We start from the raw sequence: 23933 nt of genomic DNA on the forward strand, positions 1-23933 counted from the left end.
TATGCAGAGCTTTCTTCGTTTCGTCAACCGTTTGCAGCAATCTTTTTTGCTGCCGTCAGCGCTGCAAACCTTGCTGCGCCAACCTCCCGGCCAACCCCGCATCCCTTGCTGCGCCTGCCTTGCAGGAGCCGCGTGGTGTTGCGAGGGGGCGAATAATAAGCGACCGCAACGCGGTTGGCAAGCGGTTTCTCGGAAACGCCCGAAACGGCGCGGATGCGCCGCTTTCGGCTCCTCGGCCCTGACGCGCCAGGCTGCTTATAGAATGACCGTTCCGGCCCGCGGGGCCGTTCTTCGATGAGATGGGGGACGTTTGATGACTATCCAAGCGACGTGGAAGCCAAGCCAGGGCAACAGCATCTGCCAGCTGACCAACGGCACTGCCGAGTGGCAAGCCGATCTCGACGCTTCCGCCGGGGGCGACACCCGCTACCCCAATCCGCATGACTTGCTGGACTCGGCCCTGGCGGCCTGCACGACCCTTACCTTGCAGCTGTATGCCAAACGCAAGGGCTACCCGGTCACCGACGTCCATGTCTCGGTCGGCCATCAGGAAGCCAACGGCACCTATACGATGCAACGCGAAGTGAAGGTCAGCGGCGACCTGTCGCCCCAAATCCTGGAAGACCTGCTGCGGGTCGCGAATCGTTGCCCGGTGCACAAGACCTTGTCCGGACAATTCTCGATCGAAACCTCGATGGCATGACCTGGCGCAACCTTGGATGATTCAATGGTTTTCATCGCAAATGATAATCGTTAGCATTTGACTCTCAGGTTCTGACACCACCTGAGTCAGCAAATGGGTTGGCCGGGCACGCTAGCGTGCCCGGCTTTTTTCTTTTGCGGCATGGCTGGCGCGCGCACCGCGCGCGCCACGGGCCCTGTCATGGTCCTGACCACGAGGCCGGATACGTTAATGATGTCGTCGATGGATTGGCGGCGCGATCCGACCCGTTAGAGCGAACGCGCACCATGCGGTGTGTTGGCTGGCCCACCAAGGTTGGCGGCGGGAAGCGGTCAAAACGACGGTGGCGGCTTTCTCTGCCATGCCGCGCCGGCTTACCATGGACGGAAAGCAGAACAATAAAAAACGCTTACATGACGAAGCGAGCGGGGGGATGCCTTGACCAACTTCATTGAAGCCTATTGCGCCCAGATACGGCTTGCGGGCGCAAGCGGCGTGATTGCGAAACCCGTCGTGGTGGGACAGGACAGCACCTACGCCATGCATTACGTACCCTGCGAATACCTGAATACGCAGGCAGCGCTGGTGCTGGTCAGCACCACGCCAGGTCATGCCCATGTGCGGCTGGCCGCTGCAGTAACCGAGGAACTGTTGCGCACCCATGCGCCGGGCCGCGTGGTCCAGCGCGAGAACAAGCGGCGCGTCGAACTGGGCGGCAAGCTGGTGCGGCCCAACCTGATCCGCATGCTTGACCACTTCCGCGTGCCCGAGCTGGTCGGACTGCCGCATGCCGCCGCGTTGTGGAACGACGGCTTCGAGCGCCTGCAGCCGCTTGCCCTGTTGCCGCACGCCACCACGCGGCGGGGGCTGGCCTTCGACGGCCCGCTGGAAGAACTGCAGGACGCGCCGATGCTGCGCGAAATCTTCGAGACCCAGTTCCTCGGTGCCGTGCAACAGATGCGCACCGACGCGCTGTACCTCGCACTGGGCCGCACCGCCTGGGCCGGGCTGCAGCATGCGGTCACGCGCAGGTTGCTGGCACGCCGCCAAGTGCTGGGGATGATGCCAGTGCCGGCGCGTGCCGGCAGCATGGTGCGCTACTTCCTGCGAGAAATTGCGGCCAGCGCCTTGTCGGCCAAGGATCCGGTGCGGCATCGCGTGGACTGGCTCGATGCGGCGCACGCCGAACTGGAAGCGAACGTCCGGAAACTGCGTGCCTCCATACGACCGGATCCGCACCCCGCTTACCTGATCGCGTAAGCGGACGCTCGCCTGGCAAGTTGTGATCGATAGACCCCACGGAAGTAGGGTCTTGGGTCAGCGCTTTGCGCCGATAAAGTCTCCTGAGGAAATTGACACTCCTCGCATTCCCGATTAGCGGCCCCTTGCGGGCCGCGATTTTTTTGGTACACCGGCAGGATGACCCATGTAAGCCGGCTGTCATTGCCGTCGGGCACATGGTTTGCATTCGGTCCAACCGTGTGTTTTCCGCAGAGCCGCCATGACGACCCCTGTTGTTTCGCAACTTGCCGTGTGTGCCATCTTGCTGCTTGCCTCGCTGCCTGCGCCCGCGCAAAGCGGCAAGCCCGGACTGGCCGTTTCGCAGCACCAGCCGGGCGGCGCGCTGCCGACGGGCTGGAAAAATTTACCGGTCGCCGAAGGCAAGGCCCGGACCGAGTATCAACTGGTGACGGACGGCGGCACCACGGTTCTGCAGGCGCAAGCTAACCGCTCCGCGTCGGCGCTGATGCACGAGGGCAACGTGGACCTTTCCCGAACCCCCGTGGTGGCCTGGCGCTGGAAGGCGGACGGCGCGGTACCGGGGGCCGACAACCGCGACGGCGCGCGCGAGGATGCGCCGGCGCGGCTGGTGTTTTTCTTCGACGGCGACAAGAGCAAGCTGTCGCTCGGCGACCGCGCCGCAATGCAGCTGGCGAGGACCGTGGCGGGCGAGGAACTGCCCTATGCCACGCTGATGTATGTGTGGTCGACCAGTGCCGAGGCGGGCAGCGTCATCCCGAATCCGCATACCGGCCGCGTGCAGATGATCGTGGTGTCGGGCGCCGGCGATGCCGGCAAATGGCAGACCCTGCGGCGCAATCTGGCACGGGACTATGAACGCGTATTCCACGAGCCGCCCGGGCCCCTCAGGGCCTACGGCATCATGACCGATACCGACAATACCCAGGCCGCCGCCCGCGCCTGGTATGGCGACATCCGCTTCCTGCCGGGCAACGCGGCGAAAGATTAAGCCGGGGCGGGATGCTGTCCCAGGCTCGATCGCAGCGCGGCCGAGACCTCGGCCATCAGCGCGGCGCCGTCCTTCGCTGCGGGCGTGCCAGCCAGGAGCGCTTCGCGCACGCTGACGACCTTATCCGCGTCATAACGCCGCTCGCTGCCAATCGCTGCCTCGAAGGCATTGGCGCGCGCATTGATCTGCCCGGGGTCGGCGCTGACCAGCAGCACGGCATGGGCGAGCACCAGGTGGCGCTGGCCGTCGGCGGCCTGCACGGCGGCAGGCGCACGCCGCCAGTACTGCGCCGTGCCGGCGATCTTGCGTGCGCCCGCGGGCGGACCCCAGGCGAGGTTATAGCGCCCGTCGCAGAAGGAGCCGGCCACCGCCTGCCAGTGGGTCTCGATGCCGAGCGTGCGCAGGCCTTCGCCAAGCACCGCGCACAGGTGCAGGTAGACCGCGTCGCTGAGCGCGCCGGGCGGCCTTCCCACGGGGTAAGCCAGGCTCAGGTTGAGGATGCCAGGCCCTTGCGGAACCAGCCCGCCGCCGGACATGCGCAGGAACACGGGGCACCCGTTCCGGGCGAATTCCGCGCGCGCGGTCTCCAGTCCGGCGTGGCGCAGGTAGGTGCGCGGCACCACCAGCGACAGGGGTGCCTCCCACAGCCGCGCCACCTGCCGGCCCTGCGCCGCGAGTTCGAGCAGCGCCAGCTCTTCCTGCAGCGGATCGCTGTCCGGGCAGTCCGCGGCAACGGCTTCGACCAATTCAAACGGCATCGGATCACAGGCCCGCAAGTGGCAATGGGCCGAGTCTAGCAACCCTAGGCATTGAGCGCATCGAAATACGCCAGCGCGCGGGCGGCGTACATGGCGCCGGGTCCGCCACCCATTTCGATATTGATGGCCAGCATTTCGGTCATCTGCTCGCGGGTCGCGCCATGGCGCAGTGCCTGGCTGGTATGGAACAGCACGCAGTCGTCGCACCCTTTCTGCACGGCCAGGGCGACTGCCACCAGTTCCTTGACAGCGGCCGGCAGGCTGCCCTGCTGCATGGCGGCTTTCATTACGCCCTGGAAGGCGCTCATCGCGGCCGGCTGGGCCTGGCCGAGCGCGCCGAATTGCTTGTTGATCTCCGCCAGGCGGAGCTTCAGGTCTGAGGTCATAAAGGTTGTCCTGTGGTCACAAGGGCGAAGCCAGCCCCGGGCGGGCACACGGTGGCGCCTGCCCGGGGGCAGATCAGCCGGCCAAGTGGGCCTTCAGCAAGGCATTGAAGTCATTGGCCTTCTCCATCTGGCTCATGTGGCCGGCGTCGGGGAAGACCTTGACGGTGGCACCCGGCGGCGCGGCTTCGGCATGTTCGGCGGGGATGATGCGATCCTGTCCGCCCCACACCACCAGCACGCGCTTGCCGCTGTCGGCCAGGCGCTGGCCCGGTTGCTCGCTCTGCCGGCCGCCGCCGAACAGGCCCTGGCCCAGCGCGGTCAGCGCCTCGGGCACGCCATCGAGCCGCTTGTAGCGCAGCAGGTCGTCCAGCATCTGCCGGCTCACCAGCCCGGGGTCGGCAAACAGCAGTTCGACCACGGGCTTGAGCTCGCGCCGCGACTGCGCACTGACGAAGCCATCGGTATAGCCGCTGTTGACCGCCTCGCCGAAACCCACCGGCGACACCAGCGCCACCGACAGCACCCGCTGCGGCACATCCACCGCCAGTTGCGCGGCCACGCCGCCGCCCATCGAATGGCCGACCACATGGGCCGCGTCGACCCCGATCTCGTCCATGAAGCGCGCTACAAAACCGGCCATCTGCGCCAGCGTCGCGCCCGCGAGCCGCGGCGACGACTGTCCGTGGCCGGGCAGGTCAAGCGCCACCACGGTGTACGCGTCGGCCAGGGGATCGAGGTTGAACAGCCAGTTGTCCAGGTCACCGCCAAATCCGTGGATGAAGAGCACGGTCTGGGCGCCGTCGCCCTTGCGGGCATAGCGGACCCGGATGCCGTCGACCTCGGCGAACTGGTACGCGGCGGCGGCGTCCTCGTCGCCGCCGTCGTCCGCCGGCGTTTCATAAGCCGCGACATAGTCATCGATCTGCGCATCGCTCACCTCCGCGGGGGCCAGTACGCCAAGCAGCGCCTTGACCGGCAGCACGTCGCCGGCCTGCGCCACCTTGCGGCGCAGCGTGCCCGCGTCGGGCGCCTCCACCGCATTGGCGATCTTGTCGGTTTCCACATCAAGGATCGGCATGCCCACGGTGATCTCGGTGCCTTCGTCGACCAGCCAGGCATTGACGGTGCCTTCCTTCATCGACAGGCCCCATTTGGGCATCACGATCGGGGTAATTGCAGGCGTAGACATCAGTGCTTGCCTCCCTTCACGGTCTTGCGCGCGGCGTTGGCGATGTGCGCGGCGCTCGGGATATACAGGTCTTCCAGCGTGGGCGAGAACGGCACCGGCGTATGCGGCGGGCACACCATCTCGATGCCGGCCTTGAGCGCGCCGAAGGCCTGCTGCACGACCTGGGCGGAGATATCGGTGGCGATATTGCAGCGCGGGCTGGCTTCATCCACCACCACCAGCCGGCCGGTGTTCTCGACCGACTCCAGCACCGTGTCCATGTCCAGCGGCGACAGCGTGCGCAGGTCGACGATCTCGGCCTCGATCCCTTCCTTCGCCAGCGTTGCCGCCGCTTCCAGCGCGCGATGCACCATCAGCCCGTAGGTGACGATCGACACGTCCTTGCCGTCGCGCACGATATTGGCCTCGCCGAACGGGATGGCATAGGCGCCTTCCGGGACGTCCCCTTCCAGGCCATAGAGGTTCTTGTGCTCGCAGAAGATCACCGGGTCGTTGTCGCGGATCGCCTGGATCAGCAGGCCCTTGGTGTCGTACGGCGTGGACGGGCACACCACCTTCAGGCCGGGGATATGCGTGAACAGCGGCGTCAGCATCTGGCTGTGCTGCGCGGCGGCGCGAAAGCCCGCGCCCACCATGGCGCGGATCACCACCGGGGTCTCGGCCTTGCCGCCGAACATGTAGCGGAACTTGGCGGCCTGGTTGAAGATCTGGTCGAAGCAAACGCCCATGAAGTCGATAAACATCAGTTCGGCGATCGGGCGCATGCCGCACGCCGCGGCGCCGATGGCGGCGCCCACATAGGCGGACTCGGACAGCGGCGTGTCCAGCAGCCGGTCGCCGTGCTTGGCGTACAGGCCCTTGGTCACGCCCAGCACGCCGCCCCAGGCGTCCTTCTCGCCGTCCGCGCCGGCGCCGCCGACGATGTCTTCGCCCAGCATGATGACGCTGGGGTCGCGGGTCATTTCCTGGTCGATCGCCTCGTTGATCGCCAGCTTGATGCTCAGTTTGCGAGCCATGTCTGTCTCCTGTGGATTCGGTTGCGCGTGACGGATCAGTAGCTGACGTAGACGTCGGTCAGCAGGTCTTCAGGTCCCGGCTGCGGTGCGGCCTTGGCTTCCTGCACGGCGTGCTCGATCAGCGCGGCGACTTCGCGGTCGATCGCGTCCAGTTCTTCGCGCGCGACCACGCCGGCTTGCGTCACGGTGCGGCCGAACAGCTTCAAGCAGTCCTTGTTGGCGCGGATATCGTCGAGTTCGCCGGCGGCGCGGTAGGTCTGCGCATCGCCTTCGAAGTGGCCATAAAAGCGGACCATCTTGCATTCCAGCAGCGACGGCCCGCCGCCCTCGCGCGCGCGGCGGATGACTTCGCCGGCCGCTTCATGGACCGCGAAGAAGTCGGTGCCGTCCACGGTCACGCCCGGGATGCCGAAGCCGGCGGCGCGGTCGACGTAGCTGTCCACCGCGGTGCCATAGTCGCGCGAGGTCGACTCGGCGTAGCCGTTGTTCTCGATGACGAAGATCACCGGCAGGTTCCATACCGCCGCCAGGTTCAGGCTTTCCAGGAAGGTGCCCTGGTTGGACGCGCCGTCGCCGCAGAAGGTAATGCCGACCTCGCCCTTGCCGCGGAACTTGGCCGCCAGCGCGGCGCCGCAGATCAGCGGCGCGCCCGCGCCCAGGATGCCGTTGGCGCCCATCATGCCCTTGGACAGGTCGGCGATATGCATCGAGCCGCCCTTGCCGTTGCACGAGCCGCCCTTCTTGCCGTAGATCTCCTTCATCATCGCCACCGGGTCGACGCCCTTGGCAATGCAGTGGCCATGGCCGCGGTGCGTGCTGGCGATGCGGTCGCCATCGTGCAGATGGTGCAGGATGCCGACGCCCGCGGCTTCCTCGCCCGCGTACAGGTGAACGAAGCCGGGGATGTCGCCGCGCGCGAAGTCCACGTGCAGGCGCTCCTCGAAATCGCGGATGGTGCGCATCCGGCGGTACACCGTCAGCAGCGTCTCCTTGTCGAGCGGCAGCGCGCCACGTGGTTGCGCGGGATCTTGCGAGGCTCTGGCTGTCATGTCTGTCTCCTTCGTTTTCAGGTGTTGCACTTCAAGAAAAGCGGGGCGTGTTGCGGGCCGCGGCCCGCGCGTGATCAGGCAAAGACGGGACGCGGCGCGCCGCGCATCAGCTGTTGGCGCGCGGCGTGGCGCATGCAGGCCGCAACGTCGATACTGCGGAAGGCGTGGTCGTGCAGCGTGACGGTGACTTCGTCGTCCGGGCCGAAGGTCAGCTCGCGCTCGCCATCGAGCGCGACGATGCCGCTGCGCTGGCGCACGCGATGGGGGCGGCCATGCTGCAGCCGCTGCCAGCCGGCCACCGGCACGGTGCACATCAGGCCTGGCGCGATCGGCGCGCGCAGGTCGAATTCGCCCGCGCCCGGCGCGGCCAGCTCGATCGCCAGGCCGCCGGCTTCGCGCCGTCCGACCGGCTCCAGCAAGCCGGCGATGGACGAGAGCCCGATCGCCTCGGGATCGGCAAACGACACGTAGACCGCGGCCAGCGTGTCGGTCTTCCATAGCGCGCGCGCGCCGATGAAGTGTTCGTGGGAGATCACCGCATCGACCAGTGCGATGTCGCGGCGGAAGCCGCCGTTGCCATCGCGGATGACGATGTCCAGGCGCTTGTTCGATGCCAGCGCCTGGCTGGCGGGAATGCGGCCGGTGGCATAGAGGCCGGTGGCCAGCCCCGTGATGGTGGGTTCGCGCATCTCGGGGTAGGCGTTGTTGGTGCCGGTCGAGAGGCCGGCGATCGGCACCGCGCCGCATTCGCGCACCACCGCGCGGTGGGTGCCATCGCCGCCCAGCACGATGATTGCCGCCACGCCGGCATCAGCCATGCAGCGCGCGGCATGGAGCGTGTCGTCGACGCGCGAGGCCACCGGCATGTCGACATAGTCGACCTCGGGCAAGCCGGCATCCGGTCCCTGCCGGCGTGCCAGGTGCCGCGCCAGCATGACGCGCAGCCCTTCGCGGTCGGGCATCATCAGCACCCGCCGCACGCCGCACGACGACAGCGCGGCGAGCAGCCGCAGCACGATATTGACGCGGTCAGACAGCTGCAGGCTGTTGGCGTTGGCGATCACGCGGCGGATATCGCGCGCCGAAACCGGATTGGCGATGATGCCGACCAGCGGCGCGTCGGCGGACCTTGGCTGCCTCATTGCCTGTCTCCTGTGTTGTCATTGTCGTGACAGGCTTATTGCAATGGGTGTGCCAGTGGCCGGACGGCATCGCGATGGCCGAAATCGGGCATTGCGTGGCCCGGACTTCAGGGATAACCCGCAAGAACCGCTACCGCTTTCGCGAAAAGAACGGCCAGAGCCGCCGCCATGGCGAGACAGGTGTCACAGTACAGGTGTACGGGCTGGACACACGTAACGTCTCATGGCCGGTGTCGCGTCGCACGCGGGCGGAGCCGACGCGGCGCGAAACAGCGAGATGCGAAAGTGCCCGACACCTTCGCAGAAACGGGTACGGTCGGCCCCGGCGCCGGCTCTGCGAGCCTGCCGCAGGCTGCGTGGTGCTACGACTGCGACCCGCCGTCGCGGCGGTTAGGCGACTGGATGCCGTAGCGTTCCATGCGCCGGTACAGCGTCATGCGGCTGATGCCGATCTGGCGCGCGACCGCGCTGAGGTTCCAGCCCGACGCACGCAGGTACTGCATCAGCAGCATGCCCTCGGGGGACAGCTGGTGCGGGTCGAATGGCGCGGGGGCGTCGTGGACGATATCGGAGGCAGCCGGTGGGGGCGATGCCGGCGCGGCGGCCACGGCGACCGGGATGGCGGTGCCGGCCACCGCTTCGGGCAGGTCGTGTACGTCGATATAGCCGCCGCTGCAGACCGCGCGCGCGTACTCCAGCACATTGCGCAACTCGCGCAGGTTGCCCGGCCAGCGGTGGCGGCGCAGCCGCTCGCTCGCCGCCGGCGACAACGTCACCGGCTCGCCCGCCCCTTCCTGCAGCAGCTTGCGCACCAGCCAGTCCAGGTCGGTGCGGGCGCGCAGCGGCGGCAGCTCGAAGCGCGCACCGTTCAGCCGGTAGTAAAGGTCCTCGCGGAAGCGGCCCTCGGCCACCAGCTGCTCGAGGCGATGGTGCGTGGCGGAAATCACGCGCAGCCGCACCGGCACCGGCCGCGCGGCGCCCACCGGCAACACCTCGCCCTCGGCCAGCACGCGCAGCAGCCGCGACTGCAGCTCGCGCGGCATGTCGCCGATCTCGTCCAGGAACAGGGTGCCGCCGTCCGCTTCCTGGATCAGCCCGCGCTTGCCGCGCGAGCCGGCGCCGGAGAAGCTGTTGGGCAGGTGGCCGAACAGCTCGCTCTCGATCAGCGTCTCGGGAATCGCCGCGCAGTTCACCGCAACGAAAGGGCCGGCGCGGCGCGCGCTGGCCTGGTGCAGCGCCTTGGCGAAGAACTCCTTGCCGCTGCCGGTCTCGCCCTGGATCAGCAGGTGGATCGGTGAATCGACCAGGCGCGCGGCGCGCTCCAGCTGTTGCGCCAGCGCGGCATCGCCGCCACTGAGCGCTGCCAGCGGTGCCGGCATCGACACCGGCGCTTGCGCGGCGGGCGCCTGCCAGCCCAGCGCGGGCGGCATCACGCTCAGGTACAGCAGGCCGCCGCTGCGGTTGAGCGCAACCAGGCGCTGCTCGCTGGGGCGCGAGTAGACATAGCGGCCCAGATCTTCCAGGCGCGCCGCGAACAACGCCTCGAACGGCTGGCCGAGCACGGTGGCGCCCGGCATGCCACCCAGTTCGGTCTCCAGCATCAGGCGGGCACGGTGGTTGTGGCCGACGATGCGGCCGGCATCGTCCAGCGCGAGCAGGTATTCCGGATTGACGTCGACAAATTCGGGCGCGACGTTCAGCTTCAGGATCCAGTCGCGCCGGTGCGCGCGCAGGAAGTTGGCGTTCTCGATATGCGCGGCGTAGATGCGCACCATCTGCAGCGCCAGGCCCTGGCTGTCCTTGGCCTGCGGCGAGACCAGCGCCGAGATGTCGAGGATGGCGTGCAGGTTGCCATGCGTGTCGAACAGCGGCGCGGCGGTGCAGGTCAGAGGAATATGGGTGGCATCGAAATGGTCGGCCTGGTGCACGGTCAGGGCCTGCCCGGTGACCAGCGCGGTGCCGACCGCGCAGGTGCCGGCGCCGCTCTCGCTCCATTCCGCGCCGAGGTAGAGGCCGGCGTGCCGCAGCGCGGCATCGCTGTGGGTATCGCCGATATAGTCGACTGTCACCCCTTGCGCATCGGTCAGCAACACCACGTAACCCAGCGCCGCCACCTGGGCGTGCAGGCTCTGCAGCCCGTGGCGCGCGATGCGGGCGAAGTCGTCGATGCGTTCCTGGTGTTCGCGCAGGCGGGTGTGCGGCAGGATGCGGGCCTCCTGCATGCGCGAGGGATCGAGCCCGTACTGGTGCACGCAGCGCCGCCATGAGTTCTGGATGATCGCGTCATGCGCGATGCGGTCCGCGAGCAAGGCTGGCGGGGATAGGTAGGCGGTGGCCTGGACCACCGTCTCGATGTGCTCGCGTTGCCGCAGGTCCATCGCTGTCTCCTGTCGTCGCTGCCCTCGGGGCCATCGGATGCGCCGGGGGCGCGCATGGCTCGCATAAAGCGGTGGATCGGGCGGACTGCGGGCGCGTGCTGCGGGAGCCGCGCCACTGTTATGGTCTCGGGCCTACTAATGTATCCGAGCCCGGCGGCGCTGCGCAAACAGGATGCGTGGGGAAGCGGGCGGCCGTGCGCCGCAAGTGCGGCGCACGCCATTCCTTTGGCAGCGGCGCTCAGGTCGCCGGCGAGCGCTGCAGGCTACGGGCCGCATCCGCGGCGATGGCGAACGAGCGCAGCCGCGCCGCGTGGTCGAAGATCTGCCCCGTGATCATCAGCTCGTCCGGGCGCAGGTCATCGACAAAGCGCTGCATGCCGGCGCGCACGGCATCGGGGTCGCCCACCACCGAGCAAGCCAGCGAGCGCCGGATGTGGTCGGCCTCGCTTTCGTTCCAGAGCGCTTCGATATCGTCGACCGGCGGGCGCAGCTGCCCCGGCGTGCCGCGCACCAGCGCCAGGAACTGCTGCTGCAGCGAGCTGAACAGCCGGCGCGCCTCGTCCCCGGACTCGGCCGCGAACACATTGAGGCCGAGCATCACATAGGGCCGGTCCAGCGATTCGGACGGGCGGAACGTGCGCCGGTACAGGTCGAGCGCCTGGCGCATGAAGCCCGGCGCGAAATGCGAGGCAAAGGCGAACGGCAGTCCCATCGCCGCGGCCAGCTGCGCGCTGAACAGGCTCGATCCCAGCAGCCAGATCGGCACTTTCAGCCCCGCGCCAGGGACTGCGCGCAGCCGCTGCCCGGGGCGCACGTCGTCGAAATACGCCTGCAGTTCCTCGACGTCCTGCGGGAAGGTGTCGGCGCTGTCGCTGGCGAGCTGGCGGCGCAGCGCGCGCGCGGTGGCCTGGTCGGTGCCCGGCGCGCGGCCCAGGCCCAGGTCGATGCGGCCCGGGTAGAGCGAGGCCAGCGTGCCGAACTGCTCGGCGATCACCAGTGGCGAATGGTTGGGTAGCATCACGCCGCCGGAGCCCACGCGGATGGTCTGCGTGCCGCCGGCGACATAGCCGATCAGCACCGCGGTGGCGGCGCTGGCGATGCCGGGCATGTTGTGGTGCTCGGCCAGCCAGTAGCGGTGGTAGCCCAGTTGCTCGGCATGGCGCGCCAGGTCGAGCGAGTTGCGCATGGCCTGGGCGGCGTCGCTGCCTTGCGGGATGGGGGCCAGGTCCAGCACCGAATAGGCGACGCCGTTGCCGGCGGGGAGAGCGTTGCGATTCATGTCGTGGTCGGGCGGGCGGCGTACGCCACGCGGGCGCCGCCCGCTGCAAAGGCGGATGGTTCGCTATGTTAGTGAGCCTGCGCGGATCGTGCTGGCGGCGGCTTTGCGGCCCTGCGGGCGGCGTGGGTATCGCCAGGCGCAGCGCGACCGCGGCGCGCGCAAGGATTGAGCCGGGCGCCGCTTGCCCTTACCATTCAGCCCGATGCGAAGGAACGATCGATGACTCTCAAGACACTGGACGGCGCGCTGGCCCTGCTGACCCATTTCACCGTGCGCCAGCCTACCTGGGGCGTGCGCGAGCTGGCCAAGCACAGCGGCGTGCATTACGCCGTGGTGCACCGCGTGCTGGCCACCTTCGCCGCCAATGGCTTCCTGGTGCAGGACGCGGCCACCGGCAAGTATTCGCTGGGGCTGCGGCTGTTCGAGCTGGGCCAGGTGGTGCGCAAGAGCTTCTCGCCTGACGAGATCGTGCGCCCGGTGCTGGAGAAGCTGGCCGCGCAGAGCGGCGAGACCGTGTTCCTGTCGTGGCTCGACGGCCATGAAGGCCTGTGCGTGGGGCTGGTGCACAGCCAGCACCAGCTGCGCTTTTCGATCGAGCTGGGCGAGCGCTTTCCGCTCTATGCGGGCGCGCATGCCAAGGCCATGCTGGCGTTCCAGGACGCAGCCTTCCGCGACGAGGTCTACCGCCAGGGCGTGGCGCGCATGGGCCCGCATACCACGCTGGAACGCGAGCGCATCGAGCAGCAGCTGGCCGAAGTGCGCGAACGGGGCTGGGCGCATACGCGCGAAGAAGCCGCCGCCAGTGTCGCGGGGCTGGCCTTGCCGCTGTGGTCGCGCGACCGCAGCGTGGTGGTGGGCTCGGTCGCCATCGCGGGTCCGCAGCAGCGGCTTGACGACGCCGCCGTGCCGCGGCTGCTGGAGGCGCTGCGCGACGCCAGCGGCCGGCTCGAAGACGTGATCGGCTTCGTGCGCTGACAACCGTTCAGCGTGCGCTCACCTCAGCAGCGCCTTTGCCACTTCGCCGCCCAGCACACGCCGGCCAAGCGCGTGCCCGAGCGCCCGGTAGCTTTCCCATTGCGCCTCGTCGAAGAACTGGTCGCCGGTGCCTTCCTGCGGGAAGGCCGGGTGCGTGGCGCCATAGTGGCGCACGTCGGCCGGCGCCCATGACACCAGCCGCGGCTTGATCAGCACGATGCGGCAGACACGCGCGGCTGGCGCCGCGCAGGCCGGGTCGGTGCGATACACGTCGAGCAGCACCGCGCATTTGTCGGCGGCAGCGCCGCTGGCCGCCCGGCCCGGCACGAAATCGTCCGGCACGCCGAAGACGCGGCTCAGCACCGGGTGCGAGGTGGCGGCCTCGGTATCGACGACGATCTCCAGGCCGTGGTCGATGCGCGCGAGGCGGATCAGGTTGGCGAGGTCGCCGAAGCGATAGTCGGGATCGGCCCCACAGTCGCACAGCACGATCAGTGCGACGTCCCGGCCCGGACGCAGCAGCTCGTAGACACCGGTATTGTCGAAATGGCCGCCGTCCGACAGGTACTGCCAGCCGCGCCGCGTGCCATGGAAGCGGGCGCTCAGCTCGCACCCCAGGTAGTACTGCGTGCGGAATATGCCGGCGGCCAGCCAGGGGTGCGTGGCGCGTTCGGGATGGCGCCACCGCTCGCCCTCGCGCCCGCCCCGGCGCGCGTATGTGGCCGGAAACGACGGCCACCATGTACCCAGCCGCAGGTTGGCCAGGCCCAGCAGCAGCGATGTGCCAAGCGTGGTGGCACGGCCCAGCCCGGTGGATACCGCGGCGCCGGAGATGGCGATCCAGTCGCCCACCGTGAGCGCTTGCGCCAGCTTGCCCGACGAGGGCCATGACGCATCCGGGCAGCATTGCCAGCCGTCGACGGTGAAGCGCGCATAGGCGTCCGGCGCGATCGCGGTCGCGGCGCCCGGCTGGGGCAGGCCGGCGCCGGGTGCCAGGCACAGCGGCTTGCCCTTGCGGTCGCGCTGGACCAGTTGCTCCGCCGGATCGATGGTCAGGTTCAGCGTCACGTTGATCAGGTGCAGGGGCGCCAGCACGTGTGGATCGTAGTAGGCGTTGAGGCTGAGTTGGTCGCCGGGCACGGGCTCGGCCACGCTGAAGCGCGCGCGCCGGCGCCGGTCCGCCGCCGGATCGGGATCGGGCGCGGCAAAGCGCTCGCCGTTGGACGCGCCCAGGTAGGCGCGCGTGAGGCGCGCCGCGTAGAAGGGCTGCAGCGTGGAAAGGTTCAGGAACCCGGTAAAGCGGCCGGCAACCAGTGCCAGCACCAGCGCCACGGCAGCGAGCGTGGCCAGCGCCGGCCCGGTGTAGGCCGTGCCGTATACCAGCCAGTCGACCGGCTCGCGGCCATCCCAGCGCACCCACAGTACCAGCCACGACCACAGCACGAACAGCAGCAGCGCCAGCACCGCCGCTGCCACGCCGGCCAGCAGCGAGACCGGCAAGCGTGCACACAGGGCGCGCCAGGCAGTACCGGCGCTGCCCTTGCGGCCCGCGTCGAGGAAGCGCGCGCCATAACGCACCAGCCAGACCAGCGCGGCGAGCACGCCCGCGGGTAGCGCCGCGCCCCACGGAAGACGCGCGGCATGGGCATAGAGGTAGGCGGTGCGCGCGGCGGTATCGGCCACGCCCAATGCCGCCAGCCACAGCGTCAGCAGGACCGCCGTGCGTAGCGCCCGCGTCGCGCGCACGCGATAGCCGGACACGGTGCGCGGCTCGCCTTGCAGCATCACCAGGCAGCTCAGCACGCCGAGCCATGTCAGCGTTCCCAGCGCGGCAAAGAGCTGCGCCGGGACGTGGTTGGCCCCGAGCACTTCCGACCAGTGCGCCGCGGCCAGCAGCAACAGTCCGAGCAGCGTGGCCACCATCGGCGCGGGGCTGAAGAAGCGGCCCGGCGCCTGCGGGTCGCTGGCGCGCGGATAGACCAGCCAGTACGCCAGGCCGGGCGGCACCGCGCCGATCACCGCCGTGGCCAGCGGCAGCCACAGCCAGGGGCTCCACCAGATCGCCCACTCGCCCTGGTTGAAGGCCTGCCGCGCATCGTGCAGCAGGTCCATCTCGTAGCGTCCGAAGCCGTACCACGCCCCCGCGGCAACATGCAGCAGCAGCGCCAGCATGGCCAGCAATACCAGCAGCGCGCTGCCGATCACGTAGTGCATCGCCAGCCAGTTGCGCACCACCAGCGCGGCGGCATAGAGGTTGTCGCCCGCGCCCGTGGGCGACAGGTAGCGACCGTTCTCGCGCAGCCACGCGAGTGCGCCGCGACCGGGATCGGCGGCATAGGAGACCGAGGTATGGATGCGCCCCGGCGACTCGCATTGGAGCGAGTGGTAGGCATCGGCCGCGGCCTGGACCGGGCCGGTGCCGCGGCGCAGGCGCGCGGGCACGAACAGGCTGACGAAAAAGGCGCCGAGATAGCCGCCACCGCTGACGGTGGACAGGTAGTCGAACTGGGCCAGCAGCGAGGCCAGCCCCGGCACGGTCTGCGCCGACGCGGCAGTGCTCGGCGCGGGCGTCCGGGGCGCGCCGCTGTCCGGCGTGGCCGCCGTGGTTCCTGCCGGCATGTCGGAGCCGGCCATCACCTGCATCACGCCCAGGCAGAACGTGGCGCTGCGGATGCCGCCGCCGGACAGCGCCAGCGCCCAGTTGCGCTGGCCCTCATGCGTGCGCGGCGCGATGCCGAGCTGGCGACGGCGGTGCGCGATGCGGGCCGCTTCGTCGCCGTATCCGTGGTCTTCCGCAGCCATGGGCGCCTCCCCGTAGCAGTCGGCCTGCGCCAAGTATAGGCAACGGCGCATAGTCGATATTGGACCGGCGGCCTGGCCACGAATACGCGTTAACCCTGATTGTTGTGTGGCGGGGTCAGGCCTAGCATTTCTCTGTATCAGAGACGTTGTCTCTTATATAGAGACACAAGCAGTCAGTCATGCTCAAGACCCTGGATGGCGCCCTGGCGCTGCTCACCCATTTCACCGCTCGCCAGCCCAGTTGGGGCGTGCGCGACCTGGCGCGCGAAAGCGGCGTGCATCACGCCGTGGTGCATCGGGTACTCGCCACCTTTGCCGCCAATGGCTTCCTGACACAGGACGCGGCAGGCCGCTATGGACTGGGCCTGCGGTGGTTCGAGCTGGGGCAGGTGATGCGCAAGACGTTTTCGCCCGCCGAAGTGGTCCAGCCCGCGCTGGAGGCGCTGGCGCAGGAAAGCGGCGAAACGGTTTTCCTGTCCTGGCTCGACGGTCACGAAGGCCTGTGCACGGACATCGCCCAAAGCCAGCACCAGCTGCGCTTTTCGATCGAGGTGGGGCAGCGCTTCGCGCTGGATGCCGGCGCGCATGCCAAGGCGATCCTGGCATTCCAGCCCGAAGCGTTGCAGCGCCGGCTGACCGGCGACGCGCCGGCCTTGGCCGCGCAGCTGGCCCAGGTCCGCGCCGACGGCTTTGCCTATACCTGCGAGGAATCCGCGGCCACGGTGGCCGGGCTGGCGGTGCCGCTGCAACACCGTGAGACCCGCGCGGTGGTGGGATCGCTTGCCATCGCCGGCCCGCTGCAGCGACTGACGCGCGAGGCCGTACCCCGGCTGCTGGAAGCGCTGCGCGCGGCGTGCAAGACCATCGGCCCGGTGGCGGGTTGCATGCGCTGAGCGCGCCAGGTACCACACACAACAGACAAAACCAGACAACACTAAGGGGAGCGGTGGACGACATGACCATGCCAACACAACTGAACGCGCCGATCGCGGCGCAGCCTGCAACCCGGACACGCTTCATGGAGCCCCTGCTGCTGCTGGTCTCCGTGGCGCTGTCCGTATTCGGCGCGATGATCGGCATGCAGCTGATCGTGTCGCTGGGGATCTCGGCCAATACCTCGATCATCGGCGCGCTGATCGCGATCGTGTTCTCGCGCATTCCGCTCGAGGTCACGCGGCGCTTCCGCGTGCTGGAGCGGCAAAACCTGGTGCAGACCGCGATCTCGTCGGCCACCTTCGGCGCCGCCAATTCGCTGATGATCCCGATCGGCGTGCCGTACGCGATGGGCATGCCCGAGCTGGCCACGCCGATGCTGATCGGCGCGGTGATCGCCATGTTCGTCGACGGCGCGATGCTGTACTTCCTGTTCGGCAGCAAGATCTTCCCGGCCACCGGCACCTGGCCCGCCGGGATCGCCACCGCCGAGGCGATCTGGGCTGGCGACCGCGGCGGCCGCAAGGCCGCATTCCTGGGCCTGGGCATTGCCGTGGGCGTGGGCGGCGCGTGGCTGGGCGTGCCGATGTCCGCGTTCGGCGCGGCCTTCCTCGGCAACCTGGCGGCGCTGGCCATGTTCGGCATCGGCCTGCTGGTGCGCGGCTATTCGGTGGCGCTGACCGGCATCGATATCGCGCGCGCCTATATCCCGCACGGGCTGATGATCGGCGCCGGCATCGTCGCGCTGTTCCAGGTGGCGCATGAAATCCGCCGCGCGCGCCACGCGCCGGCCGCCGACGCGCGCACCATCGAAGTCCCGGCCGCACGCGCCAGCCGCATCCTGTCGGGCGGCTTCCTGATCTACCTGGCGATCGCGCTGCTGATCTCGGTGCTGGCCGGCCATATCTCCGACATGTCGCTGGGCATGCTGGTGCTGTTCGTGCTGTACGCCGCCTTCGCCGCGTACGTGCATGAACTGATCGTCGGCATCGCGGCGATGCACTCGGGCTGGTTCCCGGCCTTCGCGGTGGCGCTGATCACGCTGACCATCGGCATCCTGATCGGCTTCCCGCCGACGGCGCTGGCGGTGCTGGTGGGCTTTTCGGCCGCCACCGGCCCGGCCTTTGCCGACATGGGTTACGACCTCAAGACCGGCTACCTGCTGCGCGGCGAAGGCCGCGACATGGAAGCCGAGCTGGCCGGGCGCAAGCAGCAGTTCCTGGCGGCGATGATCGGCTTCGCGGTGGCGGCGGTGGTGGTGCTGGTGTTCCACGGCAGCTTCTTCGCGCAGGGCCTGATCCCGCCGGTGGACCGCGTCTACGCGGCGTCGATCAAGGCGGGCTCGTCGGCCGAGATCGCGCGCAACCTGATGATCTGGGCCGTGCCCGGCGCGCTGCTGCAGTGGCTAGGCGGCGCCAAGCGCCAGCTCGGCATCCTGCTGTCCACCGGCATGCTGATTGCCTCGCCGCTGGCTGGCTGGGCGGTGCTGGCGGGCCTTGCGATCCGCTTCGTGCTGCAGCGCCTGCGCGGTGACAAGCACCTAGCCGAGATGAGTGCCTTCGCCGGCGGCGTGATCGCGGGCGACGCCCTGTTCAGCTTCTTCGGTTCGGTCACCAAGCTGAAGAAGTAAGCCCGCAGCCAGCCTTTCCGGGGCACGTGCCGGTGCCCCGCCTGTCATTTCCCGAGACGTTCCATGGATATCCAAGCAATCCGCGCCGACACCCCGCTGACGGCCTCCACCATCTATCTCGACACCGCCGCGGCGTCGATCCCGCCCGACGCGGTGCTCGACACCGTGCGCAGCTACCTGCTCGATACCGGCCATGTCGGCATCTACCTGCCGGCGTTCCGCAAACAGACCTATGCGCGCGTGGAAGCCGTGCGCGCCACGCTGGCGGACTGGCTGAACTGCGCCGCCGACGAGCTCGCCTTCACCAAGAATGCCACCGAGAGCATCTCCATCGCCGCACGCGGCATCGCCTGGCAGGCCGGCGACGAAGTGCTGGTAGCCGACACCGAGATGCTGAGCAACCTGCTGCCGTGGCGCCGTCTGGAACAATCGCACGGCATCGTGGTGAAGATCGTGGCGGCCAATGCCGAAGGGCTGCTGAGCGCCGAGGCATTCGAGGCCGCGATCACCCCGCGCACGCGCCTGCTGACCTTCTCGCACCTGCCCAACTCCACCGGCGCGGTGCAGCCCGCGGCGCAGATCTGCGCGGTCGCGCGCAGGCGCGGCGTGCTGTCGCTGGTCAACGGCGCGCAGAGCGTGGGCATGCTGCGCTCGGACGTGGCCGAAATGGACTGCGATTTCCTTGCCGGCTGCGGGCGCAAGGCGCTGCGCGCCACCGAGGGCTCCGGCTTCCTGTACGTGCGGCGCGCGCTGATCGCGCAGGTCGAGCCGATGCTGGTGGGCTGGTGGAACGGCGCCTACGACCGCGCCACCGGCGCGCTGTCGCTGGTGCCCGGTGCCAAGCGCTTCGAAGCGGGCTGCCCGATCGTGCCGGCCATCCTGGGCCTGGGTACCGCCATCGACTACGCCGCCGCGATCGGCATCGACGCCATCGAAGCCCGCGTGCGCGACCTGACCGAGTACGCGGTAGCGAAGTTCTCGTCGATCCCGGGCTTCGAGCTGTATGGCCCGGCCGACGTGGCGCACCGCATCGGCATCGTGCCGTTCAACGTGCGCGGCGTCGACCCGGCCCGCATCGTCGCCGCGCTGGAGACGCAGCAATGCATCATCGAAGCGGGCAACTTCATGGCCGACGCCATCCTGGCGCGCTACGGCGTCTCGACCATGGCACGCGTGTCGCTGCACTACTTCAACACGCATGAAGAGATCGATCGCGTGGCCGCGCTGATCCGCACCGCCATCGCCTGAACCTGAACCGAACAGACGGAAACCAAGACATGACCCAACGCATCCTCCTGATGAGCAGCTCGCGCAAGGACCACCTCGGCTATCTGGAGCACGCCGGCGAACAGATCCACACGCTGCTCAAGCACGAGCCGCGCAAGGTGCTGTTCGTGCCGTTCGCGGGCGTGACCTTCAGCTTCGATACCTATGAAGGCATGGTCAAGCCGGTCTTCGAGAAGCTCGGCTACGCGCTGGAATCGATCCATCGCAGCGCCGACCCGCTGCGCGCGGTGCGGGAAGCCGAGGCCATCGCCGTCGGTGGCGGCAACACCTTCGCGCTGCTCAAGCGCCTGTACGACGCCGGCATCGTCGATGCCATCCGCGCCAAGGTGCGCGCCGGCACGCCGTACGTGGGGTGGAGCGCCGGCAGCAACGTCGCCTGCCCCACCATCCGCACCACCAACGACATGCCGATCGTGCAGCCGCCTTCGCTGCGCGCGCTGGGGCTGGTGCCGTTCCAGATCAACCCGCACTTCATCAGCGGCAAGCCCGCCGGCCACAATGGCGAAAGCCGCGAGGAGCGGCTCGCTGAGTTCCTGCACATCAACGCGCCGGAACAGGTGTTTGCGCTGCCGGAAGGATCGGCGCTGTACGCGGATGGCACCACCGGTCTGGTACTGGGCGAGCGTCATGCGTTGTGGTTCCCCGCCGAAGGCAAGGTCGAGACGATCCGCGAGGGCGAGCCGTTCGCGCTGTCGCAGATCACGGGCCCGGCGGGGATGGAGCAGTGGCCGGGTTTTGCGGCTTGAGCGAAGCGTTAAACGCTGGAGCAAGACTGTTGGCTCCCCTCTCCCCCAACCCTCTCCCGCAAGCGGGAGAGGGGAGCACACCAGCGGCATGCATGTGTGATTAGCGACTAGCCACTGCTCCCCGCACCAACAACCCAACAACAACCCGCCCGCGAGCCGCCCCGCGCCGCTCGCGCGGCCCCCTTTTACCTTCTGGAGGAGAAACCACAATGAGCCAACCCATTCGCCACGCCGCGCGCCTGGCCTTGCCCATGATGCTGGCCCTGCCGGGCGCCGCGATGGCGCAATCCGGCATCACGTTGTACGGCGTGATCGATACCGCGCTGACGTACCAGACTCATTCCAACCCCGCCGGCGATGCCCAGGTTGGCTTGCAGCAAGGCGGCGAAGGCTTCCTGTCGGGCAGCCGCTTCGGCCTCAAGGGTGTCGAAGACCTGGGCGGCGGCGTGAAGGCCGGCTTCGTGCTGGAGAACGGCCTGCTGGCCGATACCGGCCGGCTCGACCAGCAGGGCCAGCTGTTCGGCCGCCAGGCTTACGTAAAGATCGGCAACCGGTGGGGCGAGCTGGCGCTCGGCCGGCAGTACACCACTGCCAACACCATGCTGTACTACGTCGATCCGCTCGGCGTGGGCGCGGCGCCGTCGAATGCCTGGATGGTCTACCTGACCGGCCAGCGCTACGACAACGCCGTCAGCTATACCGGCAATTTCGGCCCGGTGTCGGTGATCGCCGAGTACGCGCTGGGCGAGACCGCCGGCAACACCCGCGCGATGTCGTCGATGTCGTTCGGTGCCAAGTACGCCGCCGGACCGATCACTGCGGTGGGCGACTTCCAGCAAACCCGCGACAGCCAGAGCCGCAACGCCAACCTCTACCTCGCCGGCCTGAAGGCCGCGGCCGGCCGCGCCAGCCTGTTCGCCAACTACATGCACAGCGACCGCGACGCCGGTTTCGACTCGTCCAGGGGCGGCACCGATACGGCCACCATCACCAGCATGTCGACCGCGGCCACGCCGACCAACCGTGCGGCGATCAGCTCGGTGTTCGGCGCCAGCCGCCACGACGACTTCTTCACGTTGGGCGCGAGCTACGCCGTCACCGGCAACGTCACGCTGACCGGCAGCGTGATGCACAACCGCACCCGCGCCGACGGCTTCAGCGGCAACCGCACCACCGCGTATGCCGTCGCCGGCTACGCCTTCAGCAAGCGCACCGACGCCTACCTGGCGCTGGCCTACGACCGCGTCCACGGCGACTGGTCAGGCCTGTTCGGCAACAACACCACCAGCTGGACCGGCGGCAACGGCACGCCGCTGGACGGGCACGACACGCAGACCACGGTGATGGCCGGCCTGCGCCACCAGTTCTAACGATTTAACCGACGCCGCCCGCGCCACGCGGGCCGGTACATCATCTGGAGAAAGCCATGGCCCTGCAGCAGACGCTGGTCATTCATGAAGCCCTGGACAGCCCGCACGCCAACGGCGCGGTCGTCAGCGAACTGTTCGCGCCGTACGCCGAGGCCGGCGTGTCGGTGCAAGTCATCACGGTCAACAATGCACCGCCCGAGAACACGAGCCATACCACCGATTTCATCACCATCGTGATCCCCGGCAGCGCCGGCAAGCGTGGCGGTGGCAAGGCGCCGACGCTGGGCGTGATCGGCCGCAACGGCGCCATCGGCGCGCGTCCGGAACTGGTGGGGCTGGTGTCCGACGCCGACGGCCCGATCGGCTGCCTGGCGGTGGCGCTGAAGCTGGCGCAGATGAAGGCGCGCGGCGACCATGTGGCGGGCGACGTGATCGTGACCACGCACCTGTCGACCAATGTCTCGATGGTGCCGCACGACCCGGTGCCGTTCATGGGCATGCCGGTTTCTTCCGACACCATGAACGACTATCAGGTGCTGCCGGAGATGGACGCGATCCTGTCGATCGATGCGTCCAAGGGCAACAGCATCGTCAAGCACCGCGGCTTTGCCATCTCGCCGACGGCGCTGCAGGGCTACATCCTGCGCGTGGCGCCGGACCTGGTGGCGACGATGGAATCGACCACCGGCTGCCCGGCGGTGACCTTCCCGATCTCGCTGCAGGACATCACCCCGTACCACAACGGCCTGTACCACTTCAACAGCATCATGCAGCCGCACGTGGCCACGCAGGCCCCGGTGGTGGGCGTGGCGGTGACCGCGCAGTCGGTGGTGTCGGGCAGCGCAACCTCGGCCAACCATGAAATCGATATCGCCGAGGCGGTGCGCTTCTGCGTGGAAGTGTCCAAGCGCTTCGGCGCCGGCAAGTGCCAGTTCTTCAACGCCGCCGAATGGGAGAAGATCCGCGCGGTCTACCCTGACCTGTCGGTGTTCCAGACCGCAGGCAAGCGCTGAGCTTGCGGCTCAGCCTGCCGCCGCCTTGCCCGGCGCGGGATGGGTGACGGCTGGCGGCACGGTGTCGCCGTGCCGCCGCTTCCATTCGTCGAAGCCTCCGGCCAGCGCCCAGGTCCGGGGATAGCCGGCCACCCGCAGGCGTTCGGCCAGCAGCGCCGCGGACATCTCGTTGGGGCAGGCGCAGTAGACCACGATGTCAGCGTCGGCGGGCGGCACGCCCAGCGCGTCGAGGCTGTCGAGCGCGCCCTGCATGTCAAGCACCATCGAGCCGGGAATGCGCTCCATCGGCGTGTCGCCATGGGCGCGCACGTCGATCACGACAGGCAGCGTGCCGGCCAGCCGGCGCGATTCCAGCTCGTCCACGCTCATGCGCGGCACCCGCCGGGTGAGACGCAGCAACCGGAAGCGGCGCCACGAGCGCCACGCCAGAAACACCAGGAACGCCCCCACCACCGCCATCAGGGCCATATGGCCATAGGTACTGAAGCCTGCCAGGATGGCATCGATAAAGTCGCTGAACACCACGCCGATCAGCAGGCCGCTGCCCGCCCAAACCAGCGCACCGATCGCGTCGTAGAACAAGAACAGCGGCAGCGGCGTGCCGGTCATGCCGGCCATCGCGGTCGACAGGGCGCCGGCACCCGGCAGCAGCTTGGCCACCACCAGCGAGCGCGGCCCCACGCGCAGGTACAGCGACTGGGTCTGGCGGATGCAGGAATCGGGCGAAATCGATACCTTGCAGATGGTGCGCAGCATCGGCTGCCCCAGCCGGCGCCCGGCGAAGTACCAGCCGGTATCGGCGATCAGGCAGGCCATGATGACCGCCGCCAGCACCGCGCCGATCGACGGCCCGGTCTCCTGTACGCCCAGCGCGCCGGCGACGAACAGCATCGGATAGGCCGGCACCGGCAGGCCGGCCTGCTCGACCAGTACGTTCAGGAACACCAGCATCAGCCCGTGGTTTTCCAGCAAGGCCTGTAACTCTCCCACCGCGCGCTCCCTTTTTGGATCAGGACGCCAGTGTGCCAGCCGATGAGGGCCCGCGCA

20 protein-coding genes are annotated in these 23933 nt (G+C 68.7%); 10 read left to right on the forward strand and 10 right to left on the reverse strand.

Going from position 1 to position 23933, the window contains the following annotated elements; all coding sequences use genetic code 11:
• Window positions 1-313 precede the first annotated feature (313 nt).
• From E5S69_RS26165 to E5S69_RS26175, 3 genes are all read left to right on the forward strand, one after another.
• Entirely contained in the window at window positions 314-703 is a 390-nt protein-coding gene (locus tag E5S69_RS26165) for an OsmC family protein (protein ID WP_171517365.1), read from the forward strand.
• Between the two features lie 417 nt (window positions 704-1120).
• The gene (locus E5S69_RS26170; protein ID WP_171517366.1) at window positions 1121-1942 is read left to right on the forward strand and encodes a hypothetical protein; all 822 of its coding nucleotides are present in this window, start codon (window positions 1121-1123) and stop codon (window positions 1940-1942) included.
• Between the two features lie 241 nt (window positions 1943-2183).
• Window positions 2184-2933: a DUF3047 domain-containing protein gene (locus E5S69_RS26175; protein WP_171517367.1), complete on the forward strand. Its 750-nt coding sequence runs from the start codon at window positions 2184-2186 to the stop codon at window positions 2931-2933.
• On the opposite strand, the gene E5S69_RS26180 is transcribed toward E5S69_RS26175, so the two are convergent.
• From E5S69_RS26180 to E5S69_RS26215, 8 genes are all read right to left on the reverse strand, one after another.
• Entirely contained in the window at window positions 2930-3691 is a 762-nt protein-coding gene (locus tag E5S69_RS26180; protein WP_171517368.1) for a lipoyl protein ligase domain-containing protein, read from the reverse strand. The two genes, E5S69_RS26175 and E5S69_RS26180, sit on opposite strands and share 4 nt — an antisense overlap.
• A 44-nt stretch (window positions 3692-3735) precedes the next feature.
• Window positions 3736-4077, reverse strand: coding sequence for a carboxymuconolactone decarboxylase family protein (locus E5S69_RS26185; RefSeq protein ID WP_171517369.1), 342 nt, complete (start codon window positions 4075-4077; stop codon window positions 3736-3738).
• A 73-nt stretch (window positions 4078-4150) separates the two neighbouring features.
• Window positions 4151-5266, reverse strand: coding sequence for an acetoin dehydrogenase dihydrolipoyllysine-residue acetyltransferase subunit (locus E5S69_RS26190; RefSeq protein ID WP_171517370.1), 1116 nt, complete (start codon window positions 5264-5266; stop codon window positions 4151-4153).
• Window positions 5266-6282: an alpha-ketoacid dehydrogenase subunit beta gene (locus tag E5S69_RS26195; RefSeq protein WP_171517371.1), complete on the reverse strand. Its 1017-nt coding sequence runs from the start codon at window positions 6280-6282 to the stop codon at window positions 5266-5268. Before E5S69_RS26195 ends, E5S69_RS26190 begins: the two co-directional genes overlap by 1 nt.
• 35 nt (window positions 6283-6317) lie before the next feature.
• Entirely contained in the window at window positions 6318-7331 is a 1014-nt protein-coding gene (locus tag E5S69_RS26200; RefSeq protein WP_171517372.1) for a thiamine pyrophosphate-dependent dehydrogenase E1 component subunit alpha, read from the reverse strand.
• Window positions 7332-7405: 74 nt separating this feature from the next.
• Window positions 7406-8473, reverse strand: a complete 1068-nt coding sequence (locus E5S69_RS26205; RefSeq protein ID WP_171517373.1) for an ATP-NAD kinase family protein — start codon at window positions 8471-8473, stop codon at window positions 7406-7408.
• Window positions 8474-8835: 362 nt separating this feature from the next.
• Window positions 8836-10851 (reverse strand): sigma-54-dependent Fis family transcriptional regulator, encoded by a 2016-nt coding sequence (locus E5S69_RS26210; RefSeq protein WP_171517374.1) that lies wholly within the window; start codon window positions 10849-10851, stop codon window positions 8836-8838.
• A 238-nt stretch (window positions 10852-11089) separates the two neighbouring features.
• Window positions 11090-12130, reverse strand: a complete 1041-nt coding sequence (locus E5S69_RS26215; RefSeq protein ID WP_171517375.1) for an LLM class flavin-dependent oxidoreductase — start codon at window positions 12128-12130, stop codon at window positions 11090-11092.
• 219 nt (window positions 12131-12349) lie between these two features.
• Between E5S69_RS26215 and E5S69_RS26220 the strand changes: the two genes are divergently transcribed.
• On the forward strand, window positions 12350-13105 hold the full coding sequence (locus E5S69_RS26220) for an IclR family transcriptional regulator (protein WP_171517376.1): 756 nt from the start codon (window positions 12350-12352) through the stop codon (window positions 13103-13105).
• 18 nt (window positions 13106-13123) lie between these two features.
• On the opposite strand, the gene E5S69_RS26225 is transcribed toward E5S69_RS26220, so the two are convergent.
• Window positions 13124-15907 carry a hypothetical protein gene (locus tag E5S69_RS26225; protein ID WP_171517377.1) on the reverse strand — a complete coding sequence of 928 codons (2784 nt, stop codon included), beginning with the start codon at window positions 15905-15907 and terminating at the stop codon, window positions 13124-13126.
• Between the two features lie 179 nt (window positions 15908-16086).
• Between E5S69_RS26225 and E5S69_RS26230 the strand changes: the two genes are divergently transcribed.
• The 6 genes from E5S69_RS26230 to E5S69_RS26255 all read left to right on the forward strand — a co-directional run bounded on the left by E5S69_RS26230 (window position 16087) and on the right by E5S69_RS26255 (window position 22886).
• The gene (locus tag E5S69_RS26230) at window positions 16087-16800 is read left to right on the forward strand and encodes an IclR family transcriptional regulator (protein ID WP_171517378.1); all 714 of its coding nucleotides are present in this window, start codon (window positions 16087-16089) and stop codon (window positions 16798-16800) included.
• Between the two features lie 62 nt (window positions 16801-16862).
• A complete protein-coding gene (locus E5S69_RS26235) occupies window positions 16863-18470 on the forward strand; it encodes an OPT/YSL family transporter (protein WP_171517379.1) in 1608 nt (535 codons plus the stop codon).
• Between the two features lie 63 nt (window positions 18471-18533).
• Window positions 18534-19718 (forward strand): aminotransferase class V-fold PLP-dependent enzyme, encoded by a 1185-nt coding sequence (locus E5S69_RS26240; RefSeq protein WP_171517380.1) that lies wholly within the window; start codon window positions 18534-18536, stop codon window positions 19716-19718.
• 29 nt (window positions 19719-19747) lie between these two features.
• A complete protein-coding gene (gene pepE, locus E5S69_RS26245) occupies window positions 19748-20503 on the forward strand; it encodes a dipeptidase PepE (protein WP_171517381.1) in 756 nt (251 codons plus the stop codon).
• 209 nt (window positions 20504-20712) lie between these two features.
• The gene (locus tag E5S69_RS26250) at window positions 20713-21873 is read left to right on the forward strand and encodes a porin (RefSeq protein WP_171517382.1); all 1161 of its coding nucleotides are present in this window, start codon (window positions 20713-20715) and stop codon (window positions 21871-21873) included.
• A gap of 56 nt (window positions 21874-21929) precedes the next feature.
• The gene (locus E5S69_RS26255; protein ID WP_171517383.1) at window positions 21930-22886 is read left to right on the forward strand and encodes a DUF1177 domain-containing protein; all 957 of its coding nucleotides are present in this window, start codon (window positions 21930-21932) and stop codon (window positions 22884-22886) included.
• A gap of 9 nt (window positions 22887-22895) precedes the next feature.
• Here the strand turns inward: E5S69_RS26255 and E5S69_RS26260 are convergent, their stop codons facing one another.
• Window positions 22896-23876: a VTT domain-containing protein gene (locus tag E5S69_RS26260; protein ID WP_171517384.1), complete on the reverse strand. Its 981-nt coding sequence runs from the start codon at window positions 23874-23876 to the stop codon at window positions 22896-22898.
• Between the last annotated feature and the right edge of the window lie 57 nt (window positions 23877-23933).

It is taken from the genome of Cupriavidus necator (genome assembly GCF_013141915.1).
Classification (GTDB): Bacteria; Pseudomonadota; Gammaproteobacteria; order Burkholderiales; family Burkholderiaceae; genus Cupriavidus; species Cupriavidus necator_B.